Below are 21514 nucleotides of genomic sequence, written 5' to 3' on the forward strand. Positions count from 1 at the left end.
CGGCACCCTCAGGCCGGGGCCAGCACATCCATGTCGAACAGCCGCGCGTGCAACACCGTGCGGTTGCGCAGGGCCGCCCGCACCGCGCGGTGCAGGCCGTCCTCGAGGTAGACGATGCCCTGCCACTTGACCGCGTGCGGAAACAGATCGCCGTAGAAGGTCGAGTCCTCGGAGAGCAGCCGGTCCAGGGCGAGCACCGTGGTGGTCGTCACCAACTCGTCGAGACGAATCTGCCGCGGCGGGATCTTCGACCAGTCCCGGTGGGTCAGGCCGTGCTCGGGGTAGGGTTTGCCGTCCCGGACGCCTTTGAAAATCATCCCCAGATCGTCTCCCGTGCCAGCCCCCAGCTCGACGTGCAACCCTCGAGGCTAGTCGGTGAACGGCCCGCTGACCCGGGCGGACCGTAAACTGGCACTCGGGGTTGTCGTTTGCGGACTCAGAAGGGTGGTTTGTCAATGAGCAGTGCCGACGATCGTCGCTTCGAAGTGCTTCGCGCCATCGTCGCCGACTTCGTGTCCACCAAGGAGCCCATCGGGTCCAAGTCCTTGGTCGAGCGGCACAACCTCGGCGTGTCCAGCGCGACCATCCGCAACGACATGGCGGTCCTGGAGGCCGAGGGTTACATCGCCCAGCCGCACACCAGCTCCGGGCGGGTCCCCACCGAGAAGGGCTACCGCGAGTTCGTCGACCGCCTCGACCACGTCAAGCCGATGTCGGTACCGGAGCGCCGCGCGATCCTGACCTTCCTGGAATCCGGCGTCGACCTCGACGACGTGCTGCGCCGCTCGGTGCGGTTGCTGGCGCAGCTCACCCGCCAGGTCGCCGTGGTGCAATATCCGACGCTGTCGTCGTCGACCGTGCGCCACATCGAGGTGGTGGCCCTGACCCCGGCCCGGCTGCTGCTGGTGGTCATCACGGACTCCGGCCGCGTCGACCAGCGCATCGCCGAACTCGGCGACCCCATCGACGAACATCAGCTCAGCCAGCTGCGCGACCTGCTCGGCAAGGCGCTCGACGGCAAGAAGCTGGCCGCGGCGTCGGTCGCGGTCGCCGACCTGGCGAGCCAACTCGACGGCACCGGCGGGCTCGGCGACGCCGTCGGCCGCTCGGCGACGGTGTTGCTGGAATCGCTGGTCGAGCACCGTGAGGAACGTCTCCTCACGGGCGGAACGGCGAACCTGACGACCAACACCGCCGATTTCGGCGGCTCGCTGAAATCGGTGCTCGAAGCGCTCGAAGAGCAGGTCGTGGTGCTCAAGCTGCTCGCGGCCCAACAGGAGGCCGGCAAGGTCACCGTGCGCATCGGGCACGAGGCTCAGGTGGCCTCCGGTGCCGAGCAAATGGCCGGGACGTCGGTGGTGTCGACGACATACGGCACAATGGACACGGTCTACGGCGGCATGGGCGTGCTCGGACCAACCCGGATGGACTATCCGGGAACCATGGCCAGCGTCGCTGCAGTTGCTCTTTACATCGGTGAGGTTTTGGGCACCCGTTAACGGTGCCCGCAGCTAGTCAGAGAAGTGTGGGGAACACGAGTGGCACGCGACTACTACGGTCTTCTCGGCGTGAGCAAGGGCGCCAGCGATTCGGAGCTCAAGCGCGCCTACCGCAAGCTGGCCCGGGAGCTGCATCCCGACGTCAATCCCGACGAGGAAGCCCAGGCCCGGTTCAAAGAGATCTCGGCGGCCTACGAGGTGCTGTCGGATCCGGAGAAGCGGCGCATCGTCGACCTCGGCGGTGACCCGCTCGAGAACGGGTCGGGCAACGGCGGATTCGCCGGCGGGTTCGGCGGCCTCGGCGACGTCTTCGAGGCGTTCTTCGGCGGCGGTGGCGCCGCGCGCGGACCCGTCGGCCGGGTTCGGCCCGGCTCCGATTCGCTGCTGCGGATGCGGCTGGACCTCACCGAATGCGCGACCGGCGTGACCAAGCAGGTCACCGTCGACACCGCGGTGCTGTGCGACCGCTGCCACGGCAAGGGCACCAACGGCGACTCCAAGCCGATCGCCTGTGACACCTGCGGCGGGCTGGGCGAGGTCTCCAGCGTGCAGCGCTCCCTGCTCGGCCAGGTGATGACCTCGCGGCCGTGTCCCACCTGCCGCGGCATCGGCGAGGTGATTCCCGACCCGTGCCACCACTGCGGCGGCGACGGCCGGGTGCGCGCCCGCCGGCAGATCAGCGTCAAGATCCCCGCCGGTGTCGGCGACGGCATGCGGGTGCGACTGGCCGCCCAAGGCGAGGTCGGCCCCGGCGGCGGCCCGGCCGGCGACCTGTACGTCGAGGTGCACGAGCAGCCGCACGACATCTTCGTCCGCGACGGCGACGACCTGCACTGCACCGTCGAGGTGCCGATGGTCGACGCGGCGCTGGGCACCACGGTCACCGTCGACGCCATCCTGGACGGTCCCGTCGAGATCACCATCCCGGCCGGTATCCAGCCCGGTTCGGTCACCACCCTGCGCGGACACGGCATGCCGCATCTGCGCTCGGGGGTGCGCGGCGATCTGCACGCCCACATCGAGGTCGTGGTGCCGACCAAGCTGGAACCGGCCGACACCGACCTGCTGCGTCAGCTCAAGGAGAACCGCAGCCGCGACGTCGCCGAGGTCAGGTCCGCGCACGCCGCCGGGCACACCAACGGCGGCGGGATCTTCAGCCGGCTGCGGGAAACCTTCACCGGCCGCTGAGTGCAGGAAGCCAACAGGAAGCCATAGCCCCGATTTCGCACGCACTGTTCTATCTCGATCAGGTCCCCGACGTCGGGGACGTCGCCGTCGTCGAGGGTGACGAGGGATTTCACGCCGCCACCGTGCGGCGCCTGCGACCCGGTGAACGCATCGTGGTCGGCGACGGCGCCGGGGAGTTGGCGGACTGCGTGGTGGACGGCACCGCCAAACGGGAGGTGCGCGCCACCGTGCTGGCGCGGCGGTCGGTGGCGCCCGCGCGTCCGGCCGTGACCGTCGTGCAGGCCATCCCCAAATCGGAGCGCTCGGAGCTGGCGGTGGAGTTGGCCACCGAGGCCGGCGCCGACGAAGTGGTGGCCTGGCAGGCCGCGCGCTGCGTGGCGCGCTGGGACGGGGACCGCGCAGACAAGGGGTTGCGCCGGTGGCGCGCGGTCGCGCGGTCGGCGGCCCGGCAGTCCCGTCGCGCCTTCATCCCGCCGGTGTCCGGCCCGCTGAACACCGCCGCGCTCGTCGAGCGGGTGTCGAGCAGCGATGTGGTGCTCGTGTTGCACGAGGCCGCCGGGGCGCTCTTCACCGAGTTGACGGAACCGCCACTGGCCCAGGCGGATTCGATCATGTTGGTCATCGGTCCCGAGGGTGGCATCACCGACGACGAGATCGCCGCGCTGGCGGCGGCCGGCGCCCGCGCCGTGCGTCTGGGGCCGACCGTGCTGCGCACCTCGACCGCGGCCGCGGTGGCCCTCGGGGCGCTCGGCGCGCTGACACCGCGCTGGGGCTAGCTGAGATCCTCGGCGCTGTCGGGGAAGCGGTCCAGACACGCCGGGCGGTCGCAGACCACGCACTTGGCCCGATTGCCGCCGGCGCGGCGGGCCTCGTGCATCGCGTCGGCGGCCAGTGCGATCAGCTCGTCGAGCAGGTCATAGGGCGGGCAGTCCGCCAGCCCGCCCATCGGGGTGGACACCACGCCGATACTCGTCGTCAGCCGCATCGGGGTGGCCCGGATGGCGCTGCGAATCCGCTCCACCAGCGCGGTGGCATCGGGGGCGGCGAAACTGTCGGCGACCAGGAACTCGCTGTCGGCGACGTGCGCGACGACGGCGTCGCGGCGGGTGGTCTCGCGCATGGCCTGGCCGGCCGCGATCCGTGCGGTCACCGCACGCGTTCCCGCCAGCAACGGGAAGTTGTCGAGGCTCACCACCACGATCACCAGGTGCCGATCGTCGAACCGGCTGCGGGAGGCGATGAACGTGCCGGCCGCGTCATAGAACGCGTCACGGTGCAGCAGACCGGTGATCGGCTCGATGTTTGCGTCGCGGGCCTGGTGCCCGAGCACGCTCACGAAGGCCTGACAGCCCGCCGCCGCCGACAGGATGATGATCAGCACCGCGATCACCATGGTGATTCCCCACACCGGATCACCGGCCGCCGCCAGTCGCAACATCGGGATGGTCCCGGTGAGCGCACTCAGCGCGAGGATGACGAACACGTACCGGACGCTGTGAAAGACCACCAGGTAGCCGCCGATCCCGGCGAAGGCGAACGTGGCGAAGATTCCGCTGACCGGGTTGGACTGCACCAGCGCGATCACGACGACCGCGACCGAGATGATGGTCACCAACACCAGCGACTGGCGTCGGGTCGGCCAATGGGCCCGTCGCCACCACAGCGCGGTCCCGATGGCGGCCAGGGCGGCGAGCACCGAGACGGTCATGTCGCGCACGCCGTGCGGTCCCGAGGGGGAGAAGACCATCGTGATCGGCAGAAACGCCAGGCTGGCGACCAGCACCGACACCACCCGCGCGGTGGCCGCCTCCCCGCCGCGGGCGGCGATCAACGCGGTGATCCAGTAGTAATGATCGGGCTGGCGCGACCAGGCACGCAGGGTCCGAATCATGACACCCGCAACTTCTCGACCTCCACCGACAGTCCCGCAACGGAACGCCCCCGCCGCCTTTGGTGCCCAGGCTACGCGGCCCAACAGCAGTAATCATTGGGTCGCCTCGATTCCCGGCGGTAGACTCCGAGGACCGAGCAAGCCGCCCCCCAGGACAGAAAGCAGGCAGAAAAGCCCACGTGACGCCCAGCGAGACAACCGCCGCTCCCGCCTCGTCAGTATCTGCGGGCACCTCGGTGAAAAGCAGCATCAATGTGCCACCCGACTACATCGTGGGCCTACTGGGCTCCGCCGATGAGAATCTGCGGGTACTGGAACACAGCCTGGCCGCCGACCTGCATGTGCGCGGCAACGCCGTGACCCTCTCCGGTGAGCCCGCCGATGTGGCGCTGGCCGAGCGGGTGGTGACCGAACTGATCGCCATCGTCGGCAGCGGTCAGACCGTGACCCCGGAGGCCGTGCGGCACAGTGTCGCGATGGTGACCGGTTCCGAGGACGCCTCCCCGGCCGAGGTGCTGACCCTGGACATCCTGTCCAGGCGCGGTCGCACCATCCGGCCCAAGACGTTGAACCAGAAGCGCTACGTCGACGCGATCGACGCCAACACCATCGTGTTCGGCATCGGGCCGGCGGGCACCGGCAAGACCTACCTGGCGATGGCCAAGGCGGTCCACGCCCTGCAGACCAAGCAGGTCAACCGGATCATCCTGACCCGGCCCGCGGTCGAGGCCGGCGAGCGCCTCGGGTTTCTCCCCGGCACCCTGAGCGAGAAGATCGATCCGTACCTGCGGCCGCTCTACGACGCACTGCACGACATGATGGACCCCGAGGCCATCCCGAAGTTGATGAGTGCCGGGGTGATCGAGGTCGCACCGCTGGCCTACATGCGTGGTCGCACGCTCAACGACGCGTTCATCATCCTCGACGAGGCGCAGAACACCACGCCCGAGCAGATGAAGATGTTCCTGACCCGGCTGGGGTTCGACGCCAAGATCGTCGTCACCGGCGACGTCACCCAGGTGGACCTGCCCGGCGGGGCTCGGTCCGGGCTGCGGGCCGCGATCGACATCCTCGACGACATCGACGACATTCACGTCGCCGAACTCACCAGCGCCGACGTCGTGCGCCACCGGCTGGTCTCGGACATCGTCGACGCCTACGCGCGCGCCGGTGCCAATGATTCCGTCGGCAACCGCGCACCCCGCCGCGCCCGAAGGTGAGCCGACCGTGAGCATCGAGGTGTCCAACGAATCCGGGCTCGACGTCTCCGAGGAGGAGCTCATCAGCGTCGCCCGCTTCGTGATCGACAAGATGGACGTCAACCCGGGCGCGGAGCTGTCGATGGTGCTGCTCGACACCGCCGCGATGGCCGATCTGCACATGCGGTGGATGGATCTGCCGGGGCCCACCGACGTGATGAGCTTCCCGATGGATGAGCTGGAACCGGGCGGCCGGCCCGATGCGCCCGAAGTGGGTCCGTCGATGCTCGGCGACATCGTGCTGTGCCCGCAGTTCGCCGCCGAGCAGGCCAAGAACGCCGGCCACGACGTCGAACACGAGTTGGCGCTGCTGACCGTGCACGGGGTGCTCCACCTGCTGGGCTACGACCACGGCGAGCCTGACGAGGAGAAGGAGATGTTCGCATTGCAGCGTCAGCTGCTTGAGGACTGGTACCACGATCAGGCTCAGCTCTACCGGCGCAACGTGCAGGCCGAGCGCGACAGCAGCCTGCTGGGCAAGTCGCAGCACTTCCTGTCGCCGCCCGCCGACGATCAGCTGTGAGTGAACTGGCGCCGCTGCTGGGGGCGATCGCGCTGGCGGTGCTCGGCGGGTTTTTCGCCGCCATCGACGCGGCCATCAGCACGGTCTCCATCGCCCGCATCGAGGAGATGGTGCGGGACGAGCGGCCCGGCGCGGTCCGGCTGGCCCGGGTGGTCAGCGAACGCCCGCGCTACATCAACCTCGTGGTGCTGCTGCGCATCGCGTGCGAGACCACGGCCACGGTGTTGCTGGTGGAGTACCTCCGGGACCTGATGAGCGTCGGGTGGGCCCTGCTGATCGCGGCCGCGGTCATGGTGGTGGTGAGCTTCGTGTTGATCGGCGTGGGCCCGCGGACCGTGGGCCGTCAGAACGCTTACACCATTGCCCTGGCCTCCGCGCTTCCGCTGCAAGGGATTTCGTTGCTGCTGGCACCGATCAGCCGGCTGCTGATCCTGCTCGGCAACGCGCTGACTCCCGGGCGGGGCTTCCGCAACGGGCCGTTCGCCTCCGAGATCGAGTTGCGCGAGGTCGTCGATATGGCCCAGCAAAGCGGGGTGGTGGCCGACGACGAGCGCCGGATGATCCAGTCGGTGTTCGAACTCGGTGACACCCCGGCCCGTGAGGTGATGGTGCCCCGCACCGAGATGGTGTGGATCGAATCCGACAAGAACGCGGGCCAGGCCACCTCGTTGGCGGTGCGCAGCGGCCACTCGCGGATTCCGGTGATCGGCGAGAACGTCGACGACATCGTCGGCGTGGTGTATCTCAAAGACCTTGTCCAGCAGACGTATCACTCGGTCACCGGTGGCAGCGAAACGCAGATCGCGGACCTGCTGCGGCCCGCGGTGTTCGTTCCCGACTCCAAGCGGCTCGACGAATTGCTGCGCGAGATGCAGCGCGACCGCAATCACATGGTGTTGCTGGTCGACGAGTACGGCGCCATCGCGGGCCTGGTGACCATCGAGGATGTGCTCGAGGAGATCGTCGGCGAGATCGCCGACGAGTACGACGACGATGAGACGGCCCCCGTCGAGGACCTCGGTGATCAGTGTTACCGAGTTTCGACCCGGCTCGGCATCGAGGACCTCGGCGAACTGTATGACGGGGTGGAATTCGAGGACGACCTCGACGTGGACACCGTGGGCGGACTGCTGGCGTTGGAACTGGGCCGGGTGCCGTTGCCGGGAGCGGAGGTCGTCTCGCACGGGTTGCGGATGCGCGCCGAGGGCGGCAATGACCACCGAGGTCGGGTACGTATTGGCACGGTTCTGGTCAGACCCGTGGAACCGCAACATGATTCGAACGAGGAGTCCGGTGACGATGAGTAACGGGGTTGGGCTGGACGTGGCGGCTGCCGCACCGGTGACCGGGGCGGACCGGTCGCGATGAGCGAATTCCGTTCCGGTTTCGTCTGTTTCGTCGGCCGGCCGAACACCGGGAAGTCGACGCTGACCAACGCACTGGTCGGTGAGAAGGTCGCGATCACCTCGAACCGGCCGCAGACCACGCGGCACCGGATCCGAGGCATCGTGCACCGCCCGGACTTTCAGATCGTGCTGGTGGACACCCCGGGTCTGCATCGGCCGCGCACCCTGCTGGGTCAGCGTCTCAATGACCTGGTCAAGGACACCTACTCCGAGGTCGATGTGATCGGGTTGTGCATCCCGGCCGACGAGAAGATCGGGCCGGGGGACCGCTGGATCCTCGAGCAGATCCGCGCGGTCGCACCGCGGACGACGCTGGTGGTCGTCGTCACCAAGATCGACAAGATCACCAAGGACCGCATCGCCGAGCAGTTGCTCGCGGTCAGCGAACTCGTCGGACCGGACGTCGACATCGTGCCGGTGTCGGCCGTCAAGGCCGAACAGCTCGACGTGCTCACCAACGTCCTGGTCGGCAAGCTGCAACCCGGCCCGGCGTTCTACCCGGACGGCGAGCTCACCGACGAGCCCGAGGAAACCCTGATGGCCGAGCTCATCCGGGAGGCCGCGCTCGAGGGTGTGCGCGACGAACTGCCGCACTCGTTGGCCGTCGTGATCGACGAGGTCGAGGAGCGTTCCAACCGCCCGGAGGACGATCCACTGATCGATGTGCGCGCGATCCTCTACGTCGAACGCGACAGCCAGAAGGGCATCGTCATCGGCAAGGGCGGTGCCCGACTGCGTGAGGTCGGCACGGCTGCGCGCACTCAGATCGAGAAGCTGCTGGGTACCAAGGTGTACCTGGAACTACGGGTCAAGGTGGCCAAGAACTGGCAACGCGACCCCAAACAGCTTGGCAAGCTGGGTTTTTAGGCTGATCTGCCTGGCGCGCTCCGTCGCCGGTCAGCACGGCAAGGGTGGGCCCAACGGAAGTTGAACTCCGCACAGCGGGTTTTTCGGCGTCGGCGTCGGCGCCGGCTGGTTGGCCTGCTTGCGTGATGCCGCGGCGGCGTTGTCGGCCGCGGCCGCGGCGCGAATCGCCGGTGTCACGCAAACCACGTCGCCACCGAAGGCTTCACGCCAGACGAAACCCTGCTTGCAGGTGTTGGGCCCGTATGCACCACCCCCGGGTTGGACGTTCTGGGCGGCCGCGGCATTCTCCTGCGCGGTTCTGGTCCGGACCGCCGGGGTGACGCAGACGGTGTCGCCCGGCCCTGCCTCACGCCACACGTAGCCCTGGACACAGGTGTCGGGACCATACGGCAGCGGATCTGCCAGCGCCGGCGTCGCGAGGGTGGCCGCGGCGGCGGCGAGGGCTGCGGACAGCGGCAGCACTTTTCGATAGATCGCGTTGGTATTCATGTTGTTTCGTTCCTCCGTTTGTCGTTCGTGGCACGCTGGCCGCTTCCGGGAAGAACGTACAAAACTCGTGCGTGGTTGACGTGAGTAGCCAGCTACTCGAAAGTATGAACCCACACCGGTGAAGACATGGCTAAATGCGCAAAAGAACAAAAACAGCAAACGCCGCGAAGGCTACCTGGGGTGATTCGGCGGCCGCTGCCCGAACTGGCGCGGCGGGGCCGTCACCGGCTCAGCGCCGTCGCCCTTGCCGTAGACCGCGACGACGACACTGCGGTCCAGGCTGTTCGCCGACCACACCCCGATGTCGACATTGGAGCAGTCGAACATGATGGCGTGATAGTCCGGGCGGTACCACCACTGGTTCAGGATCTCGACGCCGTTGATCGCCAGCGCCGGGTTGATCGCCACCGTTTGGGCGACCGGTCCGGCGTATCCCGCATTGCGGGCGCGGTCGGCGACGGTCGAACCGTCCGAGCCGAGGTCGTCGTTGAGGGCGCGGTTGTTCAGCACGTCGTTGGTGTGCCACTGCGCGGCCAGCCGGAGCTTCGGGTTGATCCTGATCTTCGACTCGCAGTTGGCGCGCTCATGCATGGTGGAGACGTTGGCCACCACGCCGTCGTTGAGCCGACGGTTGTCGGCCTGCGCCGCCGGCGGCGCGGCGATCGTGGCGAAGGTCATCGTCGCGACAACTCCCAGTGCGGATCCCACCGCGATGCTGCGCATGCTCATGAGACGGGAGAGTACGCGAGTCACACACCGGCTCACAGCCGATTAGCGCGCGCCGGCCACCCGCCCCGGCGCCGTGACCGGTCCGGCCGCATCGCCGTGGCCGTACACCGCGACCAGCACGCTGCGGTTCAGGCTGTTCTCCGACCACACCCCGATGTCGACGTTGGCGCAATTGGACATGGTGGCGTGGTAGTCCGGCCGATAGAACCACTGGTTGAGGATCTCGATGCCGTTGATGGCCAGCGCCGGGTTGATGGCGGTGGTCTCGGCGACCTCGCCCTCGTAGCCGGCCGCCCGCGCCCGGTCGGCCACGGTCGAACCGTCCGAGCCGATGTCGCCGTTGAGCGCGTGGTTGTTCAGCACGTCGTTGGCGTGCCACTGCGCGGCCAACCGCAGCTTCGGGTTGACCCGCACCATGGGTTCGATGTCGAGATCGTCGGCGCAACCGGCCTTCATCATCATGGTGTGCACGTTGGCGACGATGCTGTCGTTGAGACGCTTGTTGTCCGCGGCCGCACCGGGGGCGGCCACGACGGCCAGTGTCGTCAGGAGTGTGATCGGCATCGTTACCGCGACCGTGCGTGGGGTCAGTCTCATGCCGGTGATCCTAAAGGTCAGCTCGATTCTGTCCACCACGGGCTGGGCTGGCGGGTGTGCCAGCCGCCGAGCGCCTCCAGCGCGGCCGCCAGCGATATCAGCAGCGGCTCGCTGTTGGCGGGCCCCATCAGCTGCACGCCGATCGGTAGACCGGCGTCGGTGAAGCCGGCCGGGATGTTGATCGAGGGCCACCCCAGCACGTTCCACGGCCAGGCCACCGGGCAGGCGGCGATCATCGTGCGGTCGGTGGCGATGCCGCTGAGGCCGTCGAACGCGTCGACCCGCAGCGCCGGTCGGGCGGTGGTGGGGGCCACCACCACGTCGACGGTGTCGAAGATCGCGCCGATGCGCCGCTGTGAGGCGGCCTCGTGTCGACGCGCCTTGCTCAGCGCCCGCTGCGACAGCGCGCGACCGATCCGCAGGTTGGCCCGGGTTCGGGGGTCCAGTTCGGCCGTTTCGCCCACCCGCATGCCCCAGTCCAGCAGCCCGGCGGTCGAGCGCGACAGGAAGCTCCACGACAGCCGCAGCCCGTAGTCCGGGCCGCCGGTCATCACGGTGTGGCCCAGCTGGCCGAGCTGCTCGGCGACCGCGTCGAGCGCGGTGTGGATCTGCGGGTCGAGCGTGGCCCGGAATCCGGTGAACGGGAACCGGGTCGAGATCGCCACCCGCAGCGGGCCGGGGGCCGTGCCGACGGCTTCGAGCGCCGACACCGGCGGTGGTTTGTGCAGGTCGCCGTCGGCGTTGCCGGACACGGCGTCGAGCACCAGGGCGGCGTCGGCGACGGTGTGCGCCAACACCCCGTTGACCGTGATGCCGTTGAACGCCTCGGGGAGCGGCCAGGTGGAGATGCGCCCGCGCTGCGGTTTGATCCCGACCAGGTTGGTCCACGCGGCCGGGATGCGCACGCTGCCGGCGCCGTCGGAGCCGATCGCCGCCGGCACCAGCCCGGCCGCCACCGCGGCGGCACTGCCGCCCGAGGACCCGCCGGGAGTGTGGTTGGCGGACCACGGATTTCGGGTATGTCCGAAGGCCGGACCGCTGGTGAACGGCCACTGGCCGAACTCGCAGGTGTTGGTCTTGCCCACGATCACCGCACCGGCGACGCGCAGCCGGCGCACCAGCTCGGCGTCGGCGGTGGCCGCGGGGATCCACCCGGAGGTACCGAATGCCGTTGGCACACCGGCAATATCGACGTCGTCCTTGACCGCGATCGGGATGCCCAGCAGCGGTGCGCGGTGCCCGTCGGCGCGCCGCCGGTCGGCCTCGGCCGCGTCCCGCAGCGCCGAATCGGTCAGCACCACTCGAAATGCGTTGAGGCTGTGCTGGCTCTTTTCGATGGCGTCCAACGACCTCCGGACCAGGTCCACGGAGGTGGCGGCACCACTGGCCAACTGATAGAGCTGATCGGCGACGGTCGGGAAACGGGTTGTGTTGCGCATTGTGCCTTCGACCCTACTGAGGGCGCGCCCAGCGTCGGGCAGGGTCTCCGGCGCGCCTGAGTGGATCTGTGGGGCGCAGCGGGGGAGACTGGCCGGATGCGGTTGTATCGGGATCGGGCGGTGGTGCTGCGCCAGCACAAGCTCGGCGAGGCCGACCGCATCGTCACGCTGCTGACCCGCGACCATGGGCTGGTCCGCGCGGTGGCCAAGGGGGTGCGTCGTACCCGCAGCAAGTTCGGCTCGCGGCTGGAGCCGTTCGCGCATATCGACGTGCAACTGCATCCGGGCCGCAACCTCGACATCGTCACTCAGGTGGTCTCGATCGACGCCTTCGCCTCCGACATCGTCAGTGACTACGGCCGCTACACCAGCGCGTGCGCGGTGTTGGAGACCGCCGAGCGGCTCGCCGGCGAAGAACACGCCGCGGTGCCGGCGCTGCACCGGCTGACCGTCGGCGCGCTGCGCGCGGTGGCCGACGGTGTTCGGCACCGTGAGCTGGTTCTCGACGCCTACCTGTTGCGGGCGATGGGGATCTCCGGCTGGGCGCCGGCGCTGACCGAATGCGCTCGGTGCGCCACCCCCGGACCGCACCGCGCGTTTCATGTCGCCGCCGGCGGCAGCGTGTGCATGCACTGTCGACCGTCGGGGTCGAGCACCCCGCCGCAGGGGGTGCTGGATCTGATGGTGGCCCTGCACGACGGCGACTGGGTCCACGCCGAGTCGGCCCCGGCGAACTACCGCAGCCAGGCCAGCGGTCTGGTGGCCGCACATCTGCAGTGGCATCTGGAACGCCGGTTGCGGACATTGCCACTGGTGGAGCGCGGCGACCGGACACTTGACCACGGCCTAAAGGCGGCCCTCGAACAACGTCTTGCCGCGGTCAGGCAGGATGTGCCCCATGGCTTTGAAGAGGGAAGGGAAACGGGCCCAGCAGGGCTGCCCCCAGCTGCCGCCGGCGCCTGACGACTATCCCACCTTCCCCGACACCTCGACGTGGCCGGTGCAGTTTCCCGACCTGCCGGAGGCCCCCGGTGGCGGACCGCGCCGCCCCCCGCAACACACCTCGAGGGCCACCGCGCCGCAGATCCCGGCCGACCAGCTGCCCAACCACGTCGCGGTGGTGATGGACGGCAACGGGCGCTGGGCCAAACAGCGCGGCCTGGCCCGCACCGAGGGCCACAAGATGGGCGAGGCCGTGCTCATCGACATCACCTGCGGTGCCATCGAACTCGGCATCAAGCATCTGTCGGTGTACGCGTTCTCCACGGAGAACTGGAAGCGCAGCACCGAGGAGGTGCGCTTCTTGATGGGCTTCAACCGCGAGGTGGTGCGCCGCCGCCGGGTGGCCCTGGACATCATGGGCGTCAACATGCGCTGGGTCGGGTCACGGCCGCGCATGTGGCGCAGCGTGATCGAGGAATTCGACATCGCCGAGCAGATGACCGTCGGCAACAACACCATTACCGTCAACTACTGCGTGAACTACGGCGGACGCACCGAGATCGTGGAGGCCACCCGCGAGATCGCACGGGCGGCCGCGGCCGGTGAGCTGAACCCGGACAAGATCTCCGAGGACACCGTGGCCGAGCATCTGCACCGGCCCGACATCCCCGATGTCGACCTGTTCATCCGGACCTCGGGGGAGCAGCGGGCCAGCAACTTCATGCTGTGGCAGTCGGCGTATGCCGAATACGTCTTCCAGGACAAATTGTGGCCGGACTACGACCGCCGCGACCTGTGGGCCGCCTGCGAGGAGTACGTCTCGCGTAACCGGCGCTTCGGCAGGGCCTGATGTCCGAAGTCGCACTGGCCCAACGATTGTCCACCGCGCTGAGCGAGGTGGCGACCGTCGTGGCGGAACCCGACGGTGCGCTGACCGTCAGCCAGGCCGGTGCGGTGGCCTCGCTGCGGGTGGTGACGATCGCCGAGGGGTTGGAGATGGTCTCGCTGACCCAGCCGCTGGCCTGGGATCTGCCGTTGAACGCCAAGACCCGCGCGACGGTCGCCGAACACGCGGCCGCCACGATGCTGGGCACGGTGGCGCTGATCGAGCGGACCGCCGACAAGCACGCCGGAACCGTGGCCAACGGCGACTCGGAGACCACCGTGCGGCGCCGTTCGCCGGGCAAGAAGGTCGCCGATGTGATGCTGCGCTACAACTTCCCGGGGGCGGGCCTCAATGACGATGCGCTGCGCACCCTGATCCTGCTGGTGATGGCCGCCGGGACCGACGTGCGCCGCAAGCTGCTGGGCTAGCGGCACGCCCGGCAGGTGCCGAAGATCTCGATCGTGTGGCTGACATCGGAGAAGTCGTGTGCCACCGCCATATTCGCGGCCCACGCCTCCACCTCGGGTCCGTCGACCTCCACGGTGGCGCCACAGTGCCGGCACACCAGGTGATGGTGGTGGTTCGAGGAGCAGCGCCGGTACACCGATTCGCCGGTGTCGATGCGCAGGGTGTCGATCAACTTGGCCGCCGACATCGACTGCAGGGTGCGGTAGACCGTGGTCAGGCCGATGTTCTCGCCCCGGCGACGCAACTCGTCGTGGAGTTCTTGGGCCGTGCGGAACTCGTCGACGGTGTCGAGCAGTTCGGTGATCGCGGCGCGTTGCCGCGTCGCGCGGGTGGCGCGCGGGGCGCCCGCGGCCGTCATGGCTGGTCCTCGCCGGCGTGGGCGACCGCGTCGACCACGATGTGGGCCAGGTGGTGGTCGACCAGCCGGTAGAGCACCTCGCGGCCGGACCGATCGCCCGCGACGACACCGGCCGACTTCAGGATCCGCAGATGCTGGCTGACCAGGGGCTGCGGCACGGCCAAGGCGTCGACCAACTCGTGGACGCAGCGCCGGGACTCCCGCAGTTGCAGCACGATGGCGATGCGCACCGGCGCGGCCAGCGCCCGCAGGATGTCACCGGCGGCGTCCAGGGTCTCGCGCGCGGGCAGCGGCGGATAGGGCTCTTCGCTGTGCGAATGGTGTGGTTGGTCGTCGGTTGCGGTCGGCACAGTCGACACGGCGGCCACCTCCCCGGGTTATTGGAAACGATTTTCAATACCGGTTTCACTTTCGCATGCAGGACGACGCATGTCAAAGGAGCGGCGGCCGACACGCGGCGGCGCGGCACGGACCGGCGCTACCGTCGGGCACATGACCGCCCTGGAGATCATCGTCCGCGGAGAAGCCCGTCAGCGCTATCCCGCCGAACGCGCCACCGTCGGGCTGGCCGCCACGTTGGAGGGCGCCGACCGCACGGACGTGTACCGCCGCGCCGTGGCGCTGGCCGATCCGCTGACCGCCGAACTGCGTCGGTTGCAGGACGGCGGCGCGGTGACCCGGTGGAGCAGCGATCAGTTGCGGGTGTTCAGCTACCGGCCGTACTCGGAGACCAAGACCCGGCAGCTGCGGTACCGGGTGGCCATCAAGGTCGACGCGGAATTCGCCGACTTCGAGGCGCTCTCGGAGTTTCTCGATCGCTGGGCCGTCGAAGACGGCGTCGACGTCAACCACACGACGTGGGACGTCACCGAGGACAACCGGCGCGAGTACGAGGCGCAGCTGCGCCGCGCCGCGGTCGCCGACGCCACCCAGAAGGCCCAGTCCTACGCCGACGCCGCAGGTCGCGGGCCCGTCACCGCGGTGCAGCTGTCCGATCCGAACATGCTTGACACCGGCCACCGCGCCGCCCGCGTGTTCGCGATGGCAGCCCCCGAAGGCGGCGGCCCGGCACTGGAACTGCGCCCGGACGACATCGTGCTCCAGGTCGCGGTCGACGCACGATTCTTTGCGGAGTAGGGCAGGCGGTTAGGCTAGCCGGGTCCCATCCCCGCAGTCAGGAGAGCTTTTCCCGTGGCGTCCGTCATCGATTCCGTCGTCAACCTGGCCAAGCGCCGCGGCTTGGTCTATCCGTCCGGCGAGATCTACGGCGGTACCAGGTCCGCCTGGGACTACGGGCCGCTGGGCGTCGAGCTCAAGGAGAACATCAAGCGGCAGTGGTGGAAGTCGATGGTCACCGGTCGCGACGACGTCGTGGGCCTGGACTCGTCGATCATCCTGCCGCGCGCGGTGTGGGTGGCCTCCGGTCACGTCGACGTGTTCCACGATCCGCTGGTCGAGTGCCTGAACTGCCACAAGCGGCACCGCCAGGACCACATGCAGGAAGCCTTCGCCGAGAAGAAAAAGATCGACGACCCGGACTCGGTGCCCATGACCGACATCGTCTGCCCGGACTGCGGCACCAAGGGCCAGTGGACCGAACCGCGCGAGTTCAACATGATGCTCAAGACCTACCTCGGTCCCATCGAGTCCGAGGAGGGCATGCATTACCTGCGGCCCGAGACCGCGCAGGGCATCTTCGTCAACTTCGCCAACGTGCTGACCACCTCGCGCAAGAAGCCGCCGTTCGGCATCGGCCAGATCGGCAAGAGCTTCCGCAACGAGATCACGCCGGGCAACTTCATCTTCCGCACCCGCGAGTTCGAGCAGATGGAGATGGAGTTCTTCGTCGAGCCGTCGACGGCCAAGGAGTGGCACCAGTACTGGATCGACACCCGGTTGCAGTGGTACGTCGACCTCGGCATCGATCCCGCGAAGCTGCGCCTCTACGACCATCCCAAGGAAAAGCTGTCGCACTACTCCGACGGCACCGTGGACATCGAGTACATGTTCGGCTTCCAGGGCAACCCGTGGGGCGAGCTGGAAGGCATCGCCAACCGCACCGACTTCGACTTGTCCACGCACTCCAAGCATTCCGGCACCGAGCTGTCCTTCTACGATCAGGGCACCGACACCCGGTATGTGCCATACGTCATCGAGCCCGCGGCGGGATTGACCCGGTCGTTCATGGCGTTCCTGGTCGATTCCTACACCGAGGACGAGGCGCCCAACGCCAAGGGCGGGGTCGACAAGCGCACGGTGCTGCGGCTGGATCCGCGGCTGGCGCCGGTCAAGGCGGCGGTGCTGCCGCTGAGCCGGCACGCCGATCTGTCGCCCAAGGCCAAGGACCTGGCCGCCGAACTGCGTCAACTGTGGAACATCGAGTTCGACGATGCGGGCGCGATCGGTCGCCGCTACCGCCGCCAGGACGAGATCGGCACGCCGTTCTGTGTGACGCTGGACTTCGATTCGCTCGAGGACCAGGCCGTCACGATCCGCGAACGCGACAGCATGGCGCAGGAGCGGGTCGCCATCTCCGAGGTGTCCAACTACCTCGCGGTGCGGCTGAAAGGCTGCTGAGTCACATCCGGCTGTGCCGGCTCCGGACGAAGCTGTACGCGCCGAACGCCGCGATGCCCAGGGCCGCCACGATCAGCAGCACCTTGCCGAACGGCGCCTGAGCGAGGGTCTTGATCGCGGCGTCGAGACCGGTGGCCTTCGACGGGTCCGCCTGCAGGGTCGCCATCACGACCAGCAGTCCCACGCCGGCGAGGGCCAGCCCCTTGGCGACATAGCCCGCGATGCCGACGGCGGTGACCGCGGTCCCGCCGGAGACCCGCAAGTCGTCGAGGAACTTCTTCGTGACGCCCTTGTAGACGTGGTAGGCGCCGACCGCGGCGATCCCCACCCCGACGGCGATCAGGACGGCCTTGCCCCAGCCGGACTGCATCAGTTGGCCGGACAGTCCCGCGTTCTGCTGGCTGCTCGACTGGCCGCTGCCCATGGCGTAGCGGGCCGCGGAATAGGCGATCGCGACGTTGACGGCCGCCAAGCCCAGCGACTTTGCGCGCTTCCAGGCGGGCTTGTCGCCCATCCGACCGCCGCTCTCACCGGGTTTGGCGCCGATCACCGCCTCGGCGACCCGCCATAGCCCCAGCGCCAGCAGGCCGGCCGCCGCCACCCACAACAGGATCTTGCCCCCGGTCTGGGCGGCCAGCGTGGCCAGCGCACCGGACTGGTCGGCCGCGCCACCGCCGCCGACGAAGGCCAGTCTGGCGATGATGTACCCGACCAGCAGGTGCAGCACGCCGCTGGCGGCGAAACCCGCCCGGGCCAGGTGCTCGAAGGCGTCGTTGTCGGTCGCGCGGTCGGCGGCGCCGTGCACCGAGCGGTGCACCGATGCGGCGGAAGTTCGGGCTGCCATGGGGTCCTCCAGTCGGTTGATGGTCCCGAGTACCCCAACTTTGACGCCGGAGAAACCGAAACCCCGGTGCGGATAAAACCCGTCAGAAGCGGCCGCCGCCCCCGCCGTAGCTGCGCGGAGACGACCGCGACGAGCCGCCGTAGCTCGTCGGGCGCCCGGGTCGGCCGCCGCCACCCCAACTGCCGCCGTACCCACCACCCCAGGTGCGGCCGTAGCCGCCACCGAATCCGCCGCGGAGCACGTTGCCGATGATGATGCCGCCGATCACCGAGCCCAGGTCGGAGCCGCCACCGCCGCGGCCGCCGTACTCCGAGGTATAGGCGTGCCGGGCGTAGCTGACGTCGTCGTTGGCCAATTGCTGGGCCTGGGCCGCCAGGGTCGCGGCCCCGTTGGCGTGCGCGATCGCCTCGGCCGGGTTACCGGCCTTCTTGGCCTCGGCGGCCTCGAGGTGGCGGGTGGCCTCGGCGAGCCGGGTGCGGGCCTCCGAACCGATGCTGCCGCGGCGGGTGTCGATGAAGCTCGACACCGAGCGCACCCGCGAGTGCGCGGTGAACAGCGCCTGCTCGAGCAGCTTGGCCTGCTTGGCGGCCTCCTGACGCTTCTCGGCGATGGTGGCCAGGATGGCGTCGAGCTCCGCGTCGGCCTTGTTCAGGCGGGTGTAGCAGCCCAGCGGGTCGTTGGCGCCGTTGGCCTTGGCGTCCTCGACGGCCTGGACCGCCGCGTCGCGAAGTTTGGCCAGCTCGTCGGACTTCGGGGTGCTGGGTTGCTGCAGCTGCGTTGTGGCGGCGTCGATTCCGGCCTGAATGTCGGCGATCTCGGCGGGCAGCTCGGTGATCGCGCGGTTGATGTCGCCCGCGGCCGTGTCCACCGCGTCGAGCAGGGTCTGGGCCTGCCCCAAGGCGTTCTCGGCGCCCCTGATCGCATCGATCAACGGATTCTGGTCGGCGGCCGGGCGGGTCAGCAGCGCACGACCCGCGCTGATCGTGCGGTCGGCGTAGCCCAATCGCTCCCGCGCGGTGTCGACGTTGTCGGCCACCGACTCCAGCGCGACGGCCGAGAACTGCCGGCCCAGGTCGGCCAGCGTCGCGGTGGCCGGCTCCACCCGGGCGGTCAGCGCCACCATCTGCTGGGTCAGCATGTCCAGCCGCGTCGGTGCGTTGATCAGTAGATCGCGCAACTGCTGGAACGCGGCGCTCTGCTGCTCGAGCCCCCGGTCGGCCTTGGCCGCCGCCACGATCACCCGGGTCAAGAGCTCGCGGCGCTGCAGGGGTGTCTCCGGAATGGCGTCGTCGAGGATCAACCGGGTGTTGAAGGCTTGTTGCAGTGCGGCTTTCGCGTCATCGACGGCCTTGCGGAACGGCGCGGTCTTGGCGGCGCCGAATTCCTCGACCGCCAGTTCCAACTCGCTCTCGCTGGTGCGGACCGCGTTGTCGACGTCGACGACGATGGTCTGACTCAACTCGTCGAGTGCCTCGAGCGGCACCTTGGCCAGCGCGGCGGGATCGGTGGGATCGACCCGCTTGGCCGCCTCGACCTCGGCGGCGTGCCGCCGCGCCCGCCGCCGGCGCGACCAGATCCACAGTCCCAGCAGCAGCACAGCGAAGACGCCGAGCACTGCCACGAATGCCAGCCACGGCACGCCCGAGGCGCCCGAGCGGGCGGCGTTCGCGTTCAGACCGTCGGCCGCGGCGATCGCCGCACCGGCCCAGTCGTCGTTGCGCAGCGCCGGTTCGATGTCGTTGCGGCGGATGTCGTCGGTGCGGGTCGAGCTGCCGCCGCTGACGGTCGAGGGCACCTGGAAGGCCATCGAGCGGTCCACGGTGGCCACCGCCAACAGGGCGTCGTCATCCCCGAAATCGCTGGCGCGCATGGTGTTCTGGGCCCACGTCTGCCAGCCCAGCCCGTCGAAGGATTCGACGTAGACCACCCACAGCTGGATCCGCCGATCGTCGTAGAGCCGGTCGACGGCCCGTTCGACCTGGGCCAGTTCACTGCCGGTGAGCGCCTCGGCTCGGTCGGTCACCTGGGTGGGCAACCGGAAGGGCGGCTCGGCGGTGACCAGGGGGGCGGTCAGCAGGCCTGCGAGCAGGGCCACGAACAGCACGGGGAGGAAGCGGGCAAAGCGCATGGTGCCAATCTAGTGGGGCCGAACCGGGCGTCGACGAATTTGGTTCCCGGTGCTGGCAGACTGTGCCTCGGTGAGCACGAATCAGCAGGACCCGTATAGCGCGTTCGATCGCGAGCGTCAGGTCGTCGAGGGCCGGAAGTCCGCGGCGCTGCCCGGCAGCGACTCCGAGCACCGCGGTGACTTCGCCCGGGACCGGGCCCGCGTGCTGCACTGCGCCGCCCTGCGGCGGTTGGCCGACAAGACCCAGGTGGTGGGCCCGCGCGAGAGTGACACCCCGCGCACCCGGCTCACCCATTCGTTGGAGGTGGCCCAGATCGGCCGCGGCATGGCGATCGGGCTGGGCTGTGATCCGGACCTGGTGGATCTGGCGGGGTTGGCGCACGACATCGGCCACCCGCCGTACGGCCACAACGGTGAACGCGCCCTCAACGAAATCGCCGCGCGGTACGGCGGATTCGAGGGCAACGCCCAGAACTTCCGGATCCTGACCCGCCTGGAGCCGAAAGTTCTTGACGGTCAGGGCGGTTCGGCCGGACTCAATCTGACCCGCGCATCGTTGGATGCGGTCACCAAGTATCCGTGGGATCGCCACCACAACCGGCGCAAGTTCGGCTTCTACGTCGGTTTCCCCAGCGACGACGCCGCGGCCGCCGAATGGGCGCGAACGGGCGCGCCGGGGCAGCGGACCTGTCTCGAGGCGCAGGTGATGGACTGGTCTGACGACGTCGCGTACTCGGTACACGACGTCGAGGACGGGGTCATCTCGGGCCGAATCGATCTGCGGGTCCTGGCCGACGACGACGCCGCGGCCGCGCTCGCCGCGCTCGGCGAGGAGTCGTTCGGGGCCAATCCCGATGATCTGTTGGCCGCCGCGAAGCGCCTGTCGGAGCTCCCGGTGGTCGAGGCCGTGGGTAAGTACGACGGCACGCTCGGCGCCTCGGTGGCGCTCAAGCGGCTCACCAGTGAGCTGGTGGGACGGTTCGCCAACGCGGCGATCACCCAGACCCGCGCGTCCGCCGGCCCCGGCCCGTTGGCGCGGTTCGGGGCGGAGTTGGCCGTCCCGCCGACGGTGGCCGCCGAGGTCGCGGTGCTCAAGATCCTGGCGCTGCAGTTCATCATGTCCGACCCCAAGCATCTGCAGATGCAGGCCGATCAGCGCGACCAGATCAAGGCGGTGGCCGAGTTCCTGCTGGCCGGGGCCCCGGCGACGCTGGACCCGCTGTTCGCGCCCGCCTTCAACGCCGCCGACGACGACTCGGGCCGGCTGCGGGTGGTCATCGACCAGATCGCGTCGTTCACCGAGAGCCGCCTGGAGCGGCTGTTCCCGGCGGCCAGCAAGCTCATCCCGGGCCAGCTCGCGGTGGACTTCCCCTAAATCCCCCCTCAATCACCGCGAGCGGGCGCGTCCCCGGCCGACACGCCGC

Annotated in this window: 23 protein-coding genes; 13 read left to right on the plus strand and 10 right to left on the minus strand. The window is 69.1% G+C overall.

Annotation, left to right across the window (positions count from 1 at the left end; all coding sequences use genetic code 11):
• Positions 1 to 8 precede the first annotated feature (8 nt).
• Positions 9 to 317 carry a type II toxin-antitoxin system VapB family antitoxin gene (locus tag RCP80_RS08820; protein ID WP_308481968.1) on the minus strand — a complete coding sequence of 103 codons (309 nt, stop codon included), beginning with the start codon at positions 315 to 317 and terminating at the stop codon, positions 9 to 11.
• Between the two features lie 138 nt (positions 318 to 455).
• Here RCP80_RS08820 and hrcA point away from each other — a divergent pair, with 138 nt between their 5' ends.
• Genes hrcA through RCP80_RS08835 form a run of 3 tightly spaced genes read left to right on the plus strand, consistent with a single transcriptional unit; the run spans position 456 to position 3463 of the window.
• The gene (gene hrcA, locus RCP80_RS08825; RefSeq protein WP_308481969.1) at positions 456 to 1499 is read left to right on the plus strand and encodes a heat-inducible transcriptional repressor HrcA; all 1044 of its coding nucleotides are present in this window, start codon (positions 456 to 458) and stop codon (positions 1497 to 1499) included.
• Positions 1500 to 1538: 39 nt separating this feature from the next.
• The gene (gene dnaJ, locus RCP80_RS08830; RefSeq protein WP_308481970.1) at positions 1539 to 2687 is read left to right on the plus strand and encodes a molecular chaperone DnaJ; all 1149 of its coding nucleotides are present in this window, start codon (positions 1539 to 1541) and stop codon (positions 2685 to 2687) included.
• A gap of 32 nt (positions 2688 to 2719) precedes the next feature.
• Entirely contained in the window at positions 2720 to 3463 is a 744-nt protein-coding gene (locus RCP80_RS08835) for a 16S rRNA (uracil(1498)-N(3))-methyltransferase (protein WP_308482762.1), read from the plus strand.
• Here the strand turns inward: RCP80_RS08835 and RCP80_RS08840 are convergent.
• Positions 3460 to 4578: a GGDEF domain-containing protein gene (locus RCP80_RS08840; RefSeq protein ID WP_308481971.1), complete on the minus strand. Its 1119-nt coding sequence runs from the start codon at positions 4576 to 4578 to the stop codon at positions 3460 to 3462. The genes RCP80_RS08835 and RCP80_RS08840 overlap by 4 nt on opposite strands.
• Before the next feature lie 179 nt (positions 4579 to 4757).
• On the opposite strand from RCP80_RS08840, the gene RCP80_RS08845 reads away from it, so the two are divergent.
• From RCP80_RS08845 to era, 4 genes are read left to right on the plus strand one after another with little or no spacing between them, the layout of a single operon-like run.
• Positions 4758 to 5798: a PhoH family protein gene (locus tag RCP80_RS08845; protein WP_308481972.1), complete on the plus strand. Its 1041-nt coding sequence runs from the start codon at positions 4758 to 4760 to the stop codon at positions 5796 to 5798.
• Between the two features lie 7 nt (positions 5799 to 5805).
• Positions 5806 to 6360: an rRNA maturation RNase YbeY gene (gene ybeY, locus RCP80_RS08850; RefSeq protein ID WP_308481973.1), complete on the plus strand. Its 555-nt coding sequence runs from the start codon at positions 5806 to 5808 to the stop codon at positions 6358 to 6360.
• Positions 6357 to 7667 carry a hemolysin family protein gene (locus RCP80_RS08855; RefSeq protein ID WP_308481974.1) on the plus strand — a complete coding sequence of 437 codons (1311 nt, stop codon included), beginning with the start codon at positions 6357 to 6359 and terminating at the stop codon, positions 7665 to 7667. The genes ybeY and RCP80_RS08855 overlap by 4 nt, the downstream gene beginning before the upstream one ends.
• Before the next feature lie 57 nt (positions 7668 to 7724).
• Positions 7725 to 8633: a GTPase Era gene (gene era, locus RCP80_RS08860; RefSeq protein ID WP_308481975.1), complete on the plus strand. Its 909-nt coding sequence runs from the start codon at positions 7725 to 7727 to the stop codon at positions 8631 to 8633.
• Positions 8634 to 8663: 30 nt separating this feature from the next.
• Here era and RCP80_RS08865 read toward each other — a convergent pair whose 3' ends face one another.
• From RCP80_RS08865 to RCP80_RS08880, 4 genes are all read right to left on the minus strand, one after another.
• The gene (locus RCP80_RS08865; RefSeq protein WP_308481976.1) at positions 8664 to 9122 is read right to left on the minus strand and encodes a hypothetical protein; all 459 of its coding nucleotides are present in this window, start codon (positions 9120 to 9122) and stop codon (positions 8664 to 8666) included.
• Between the two features lie 171 nt (positions 9123 to 9293).
• Positions 9294 to 9845 carry a CAP domain-containing protein gene (locus tag RCP80_RS08870; protein WP_373693514.1) on the minus strand — a complete coding sequence of 184 codons (552 nt, stop codon included), beginning with the start codon at positions 9843 to 9845 and terminating at the stop codon, positions 9294 to 9296.
• Positions 9846 to 9893: 48 nt separating this feature from the next.
• Positions 9894 to 10442: a CAP domain-containing protein gene (locus RCP80_RS08875; RefSeq protein ID WP_373693515.1), complete on the minus strand. Its 549-nt coding sequence runs from the start codon at positions 10440 to 10442 to the stop codon at positions 9894 to 9896.
• Positions 10443 to 10465: 23 nt separating this feature from the next.
• On the minus strand, positions 10466 to 11887 hold the full coding sequence (locus RCP80_RS08880) for an amidase (RefSeq protein ID WP_308481977.1): 1422 nt from the start codon (positions 11885 to 11887) through the stop codon (positions 10466 to 10468).
• 96 nt (positions 11888 to 11983) lie between these two features.
• Here RCP80_RS08880 and recO point away from each other — a divergent pair, with 96 nt between their 5' ends.
• From recO to RCP80_RS08895, 3 genes are read left to right on the plus strand one after another with little or no spacing between them, the layout of a single operon-like run.
• Positions 11984 to 12850, plus strand: a complete 867-nt coding sequence (gene recO / locus RCP80_RS08885; protein ID WP_308481978.1) for a DNA repair protein RecO — start codon at positions 11984 to 11986, stop codon at positions 12848 to 12850.
• Complete coding sequence (locus tag RCP80_RS08890; protein WP_308481979.1) at positions 12786 to 13679, plus strand: decaprenyl diphosphate synthase; 894 nt, start codon at positions 12786 to 12788, stop codon at positions 13677 to 13679. Before recO ends, RCP80_RS08890 begins: the two co-directional genes overlap by 65 nt.
• Positions 13679 to 14143: a hypothetical protein gene (locus tag RCP80_RS08895; protein ID WP_308481980.1), complete on the plus strand. Its 465-nt coding sequence runs from the start codon at positions 13679 to 13681 to the stop codon at positions 14141 to 14143. The genes RCP80_RS08890 and RCP80_RS08895 overlap by 1 nt, the downstream gene beginning before the upstream one ends.
• Here RCP80_RS08895 and RCP80_RS08900 read toward each other — a convergent pair.
• Both RCP80_RS08900 and RCP80_RS08905 read right to left on the minus strand, forming a co-directional pair.
• Entirely contained in the window at positions 14140 to 14541 is a 402-nt protein-coding gene (locus tag RCP80_RS08900; RefSeq protein ID WP_308481981.1) for a Fur family transcriptional regulator, read from the minus strand. The genes RCP80_RS08895 and RCP80_RS08900 overlap by 4 nt on opposite strands.
• On the minus strand, positions 14538 to 14891 hold the full coding sequence (locus RCP80_RS08905; RefSeq protein WP_308482765.1) for an ArsR/SmtB family transcription factor: 354 nt from the start codon (positions 14889 to 14891) through the stop codon (positions 14538 to 14540). Before RCP80_RS08905 ends, RCP80_RS08900 begins: the two co-directional genes overlap by 4 nt.
• Before the next feature lie 142 nt (positions 14892 to 15033).
• Between RCP80_RS08905 and RCP80_RS08910 the strand changes: the two genes are divergently transcribed.
• Together RCP80_RS08910 and RCP80_RS08915 are read left to right on the plus strand one after the other, a co-directional pair.
• Complete coding sequence (locus RCP80_RS08910; RefSeq protein ID WP_308481982.1) at positions 15034 to 15678, plus strand: SIMPL domain-containing protein; 645 nt, start codon at positions 15034 to 15036, stop codon at positions 15676 to 15678.
• A gap of 54 nt (positions 15679 to 15732) precedes the next feature.
• A complete protein-coding gene (locus RCP80_RS08915; protein ID WP_308481983.1) occupies positions 15733 to 17118 on the plus strand; it encodes a glycine--tRNA ligase in 1386 nt (461 codons plus the stop codon).
• A gap of 1 nt (position 17119) precedes the next feature.
• Here the strand turns inward: RCP80_RS08915 and RCP80_RS08920 are convergent, their stop codons facing one another.
• Positions 17120 to 17962 (minus strand): DUF1206 domain-containing protein, encoded by an 843-nt coding sequence (locus tag RCP80_RS08920; protein WP_308481984.1) that lies wholly within the window; start codon positions 17960 to 17962, stop codon positions 17120 to 17122.
• 82 nt (positions 17963 to 18044) lie between these two features.
• Positions 18045 to 20090, minus strand: coding sequence for a TPM domain-containing protein (locus RCP80_RS08925; protein WP_308481985.1), 2046 nt, complete (start codon positions 20088 to 20090; stop codon positions 18045 to 18047).
• A gap of 70 nt (positions 20091 to 20160) precedes the next feature.
• Here RCP80_RS08925 and RCP80_RS08930 point away from each other — a divergent pair, with 70 nt between their 5' ends.
• Positions 20161 to 21465, plus strand: coding sequence for a deoxyguanosinetriphosphate triphosphohydrolase (locus RCP80_RS08930; protein ID WP_308481986.1), 1305 nt, complete (start codon positions 20161 to 20163; stop codon positions 21463 to 21465).
• Positions 21466 to 21514: the final 49 nt, after the last annotated feature.

The sequence above is a fragment of the Mycolicibacterium sp. MU0053 genome, assembly GCF_963378095.1.
GTDB classification, from domain to species: Bacteria; Actinomycetota; Actinomycetes; order Mycobacteriales; family Mycobacteriaceae; genus Mycobacterium; species Mycobacterium burgundiense.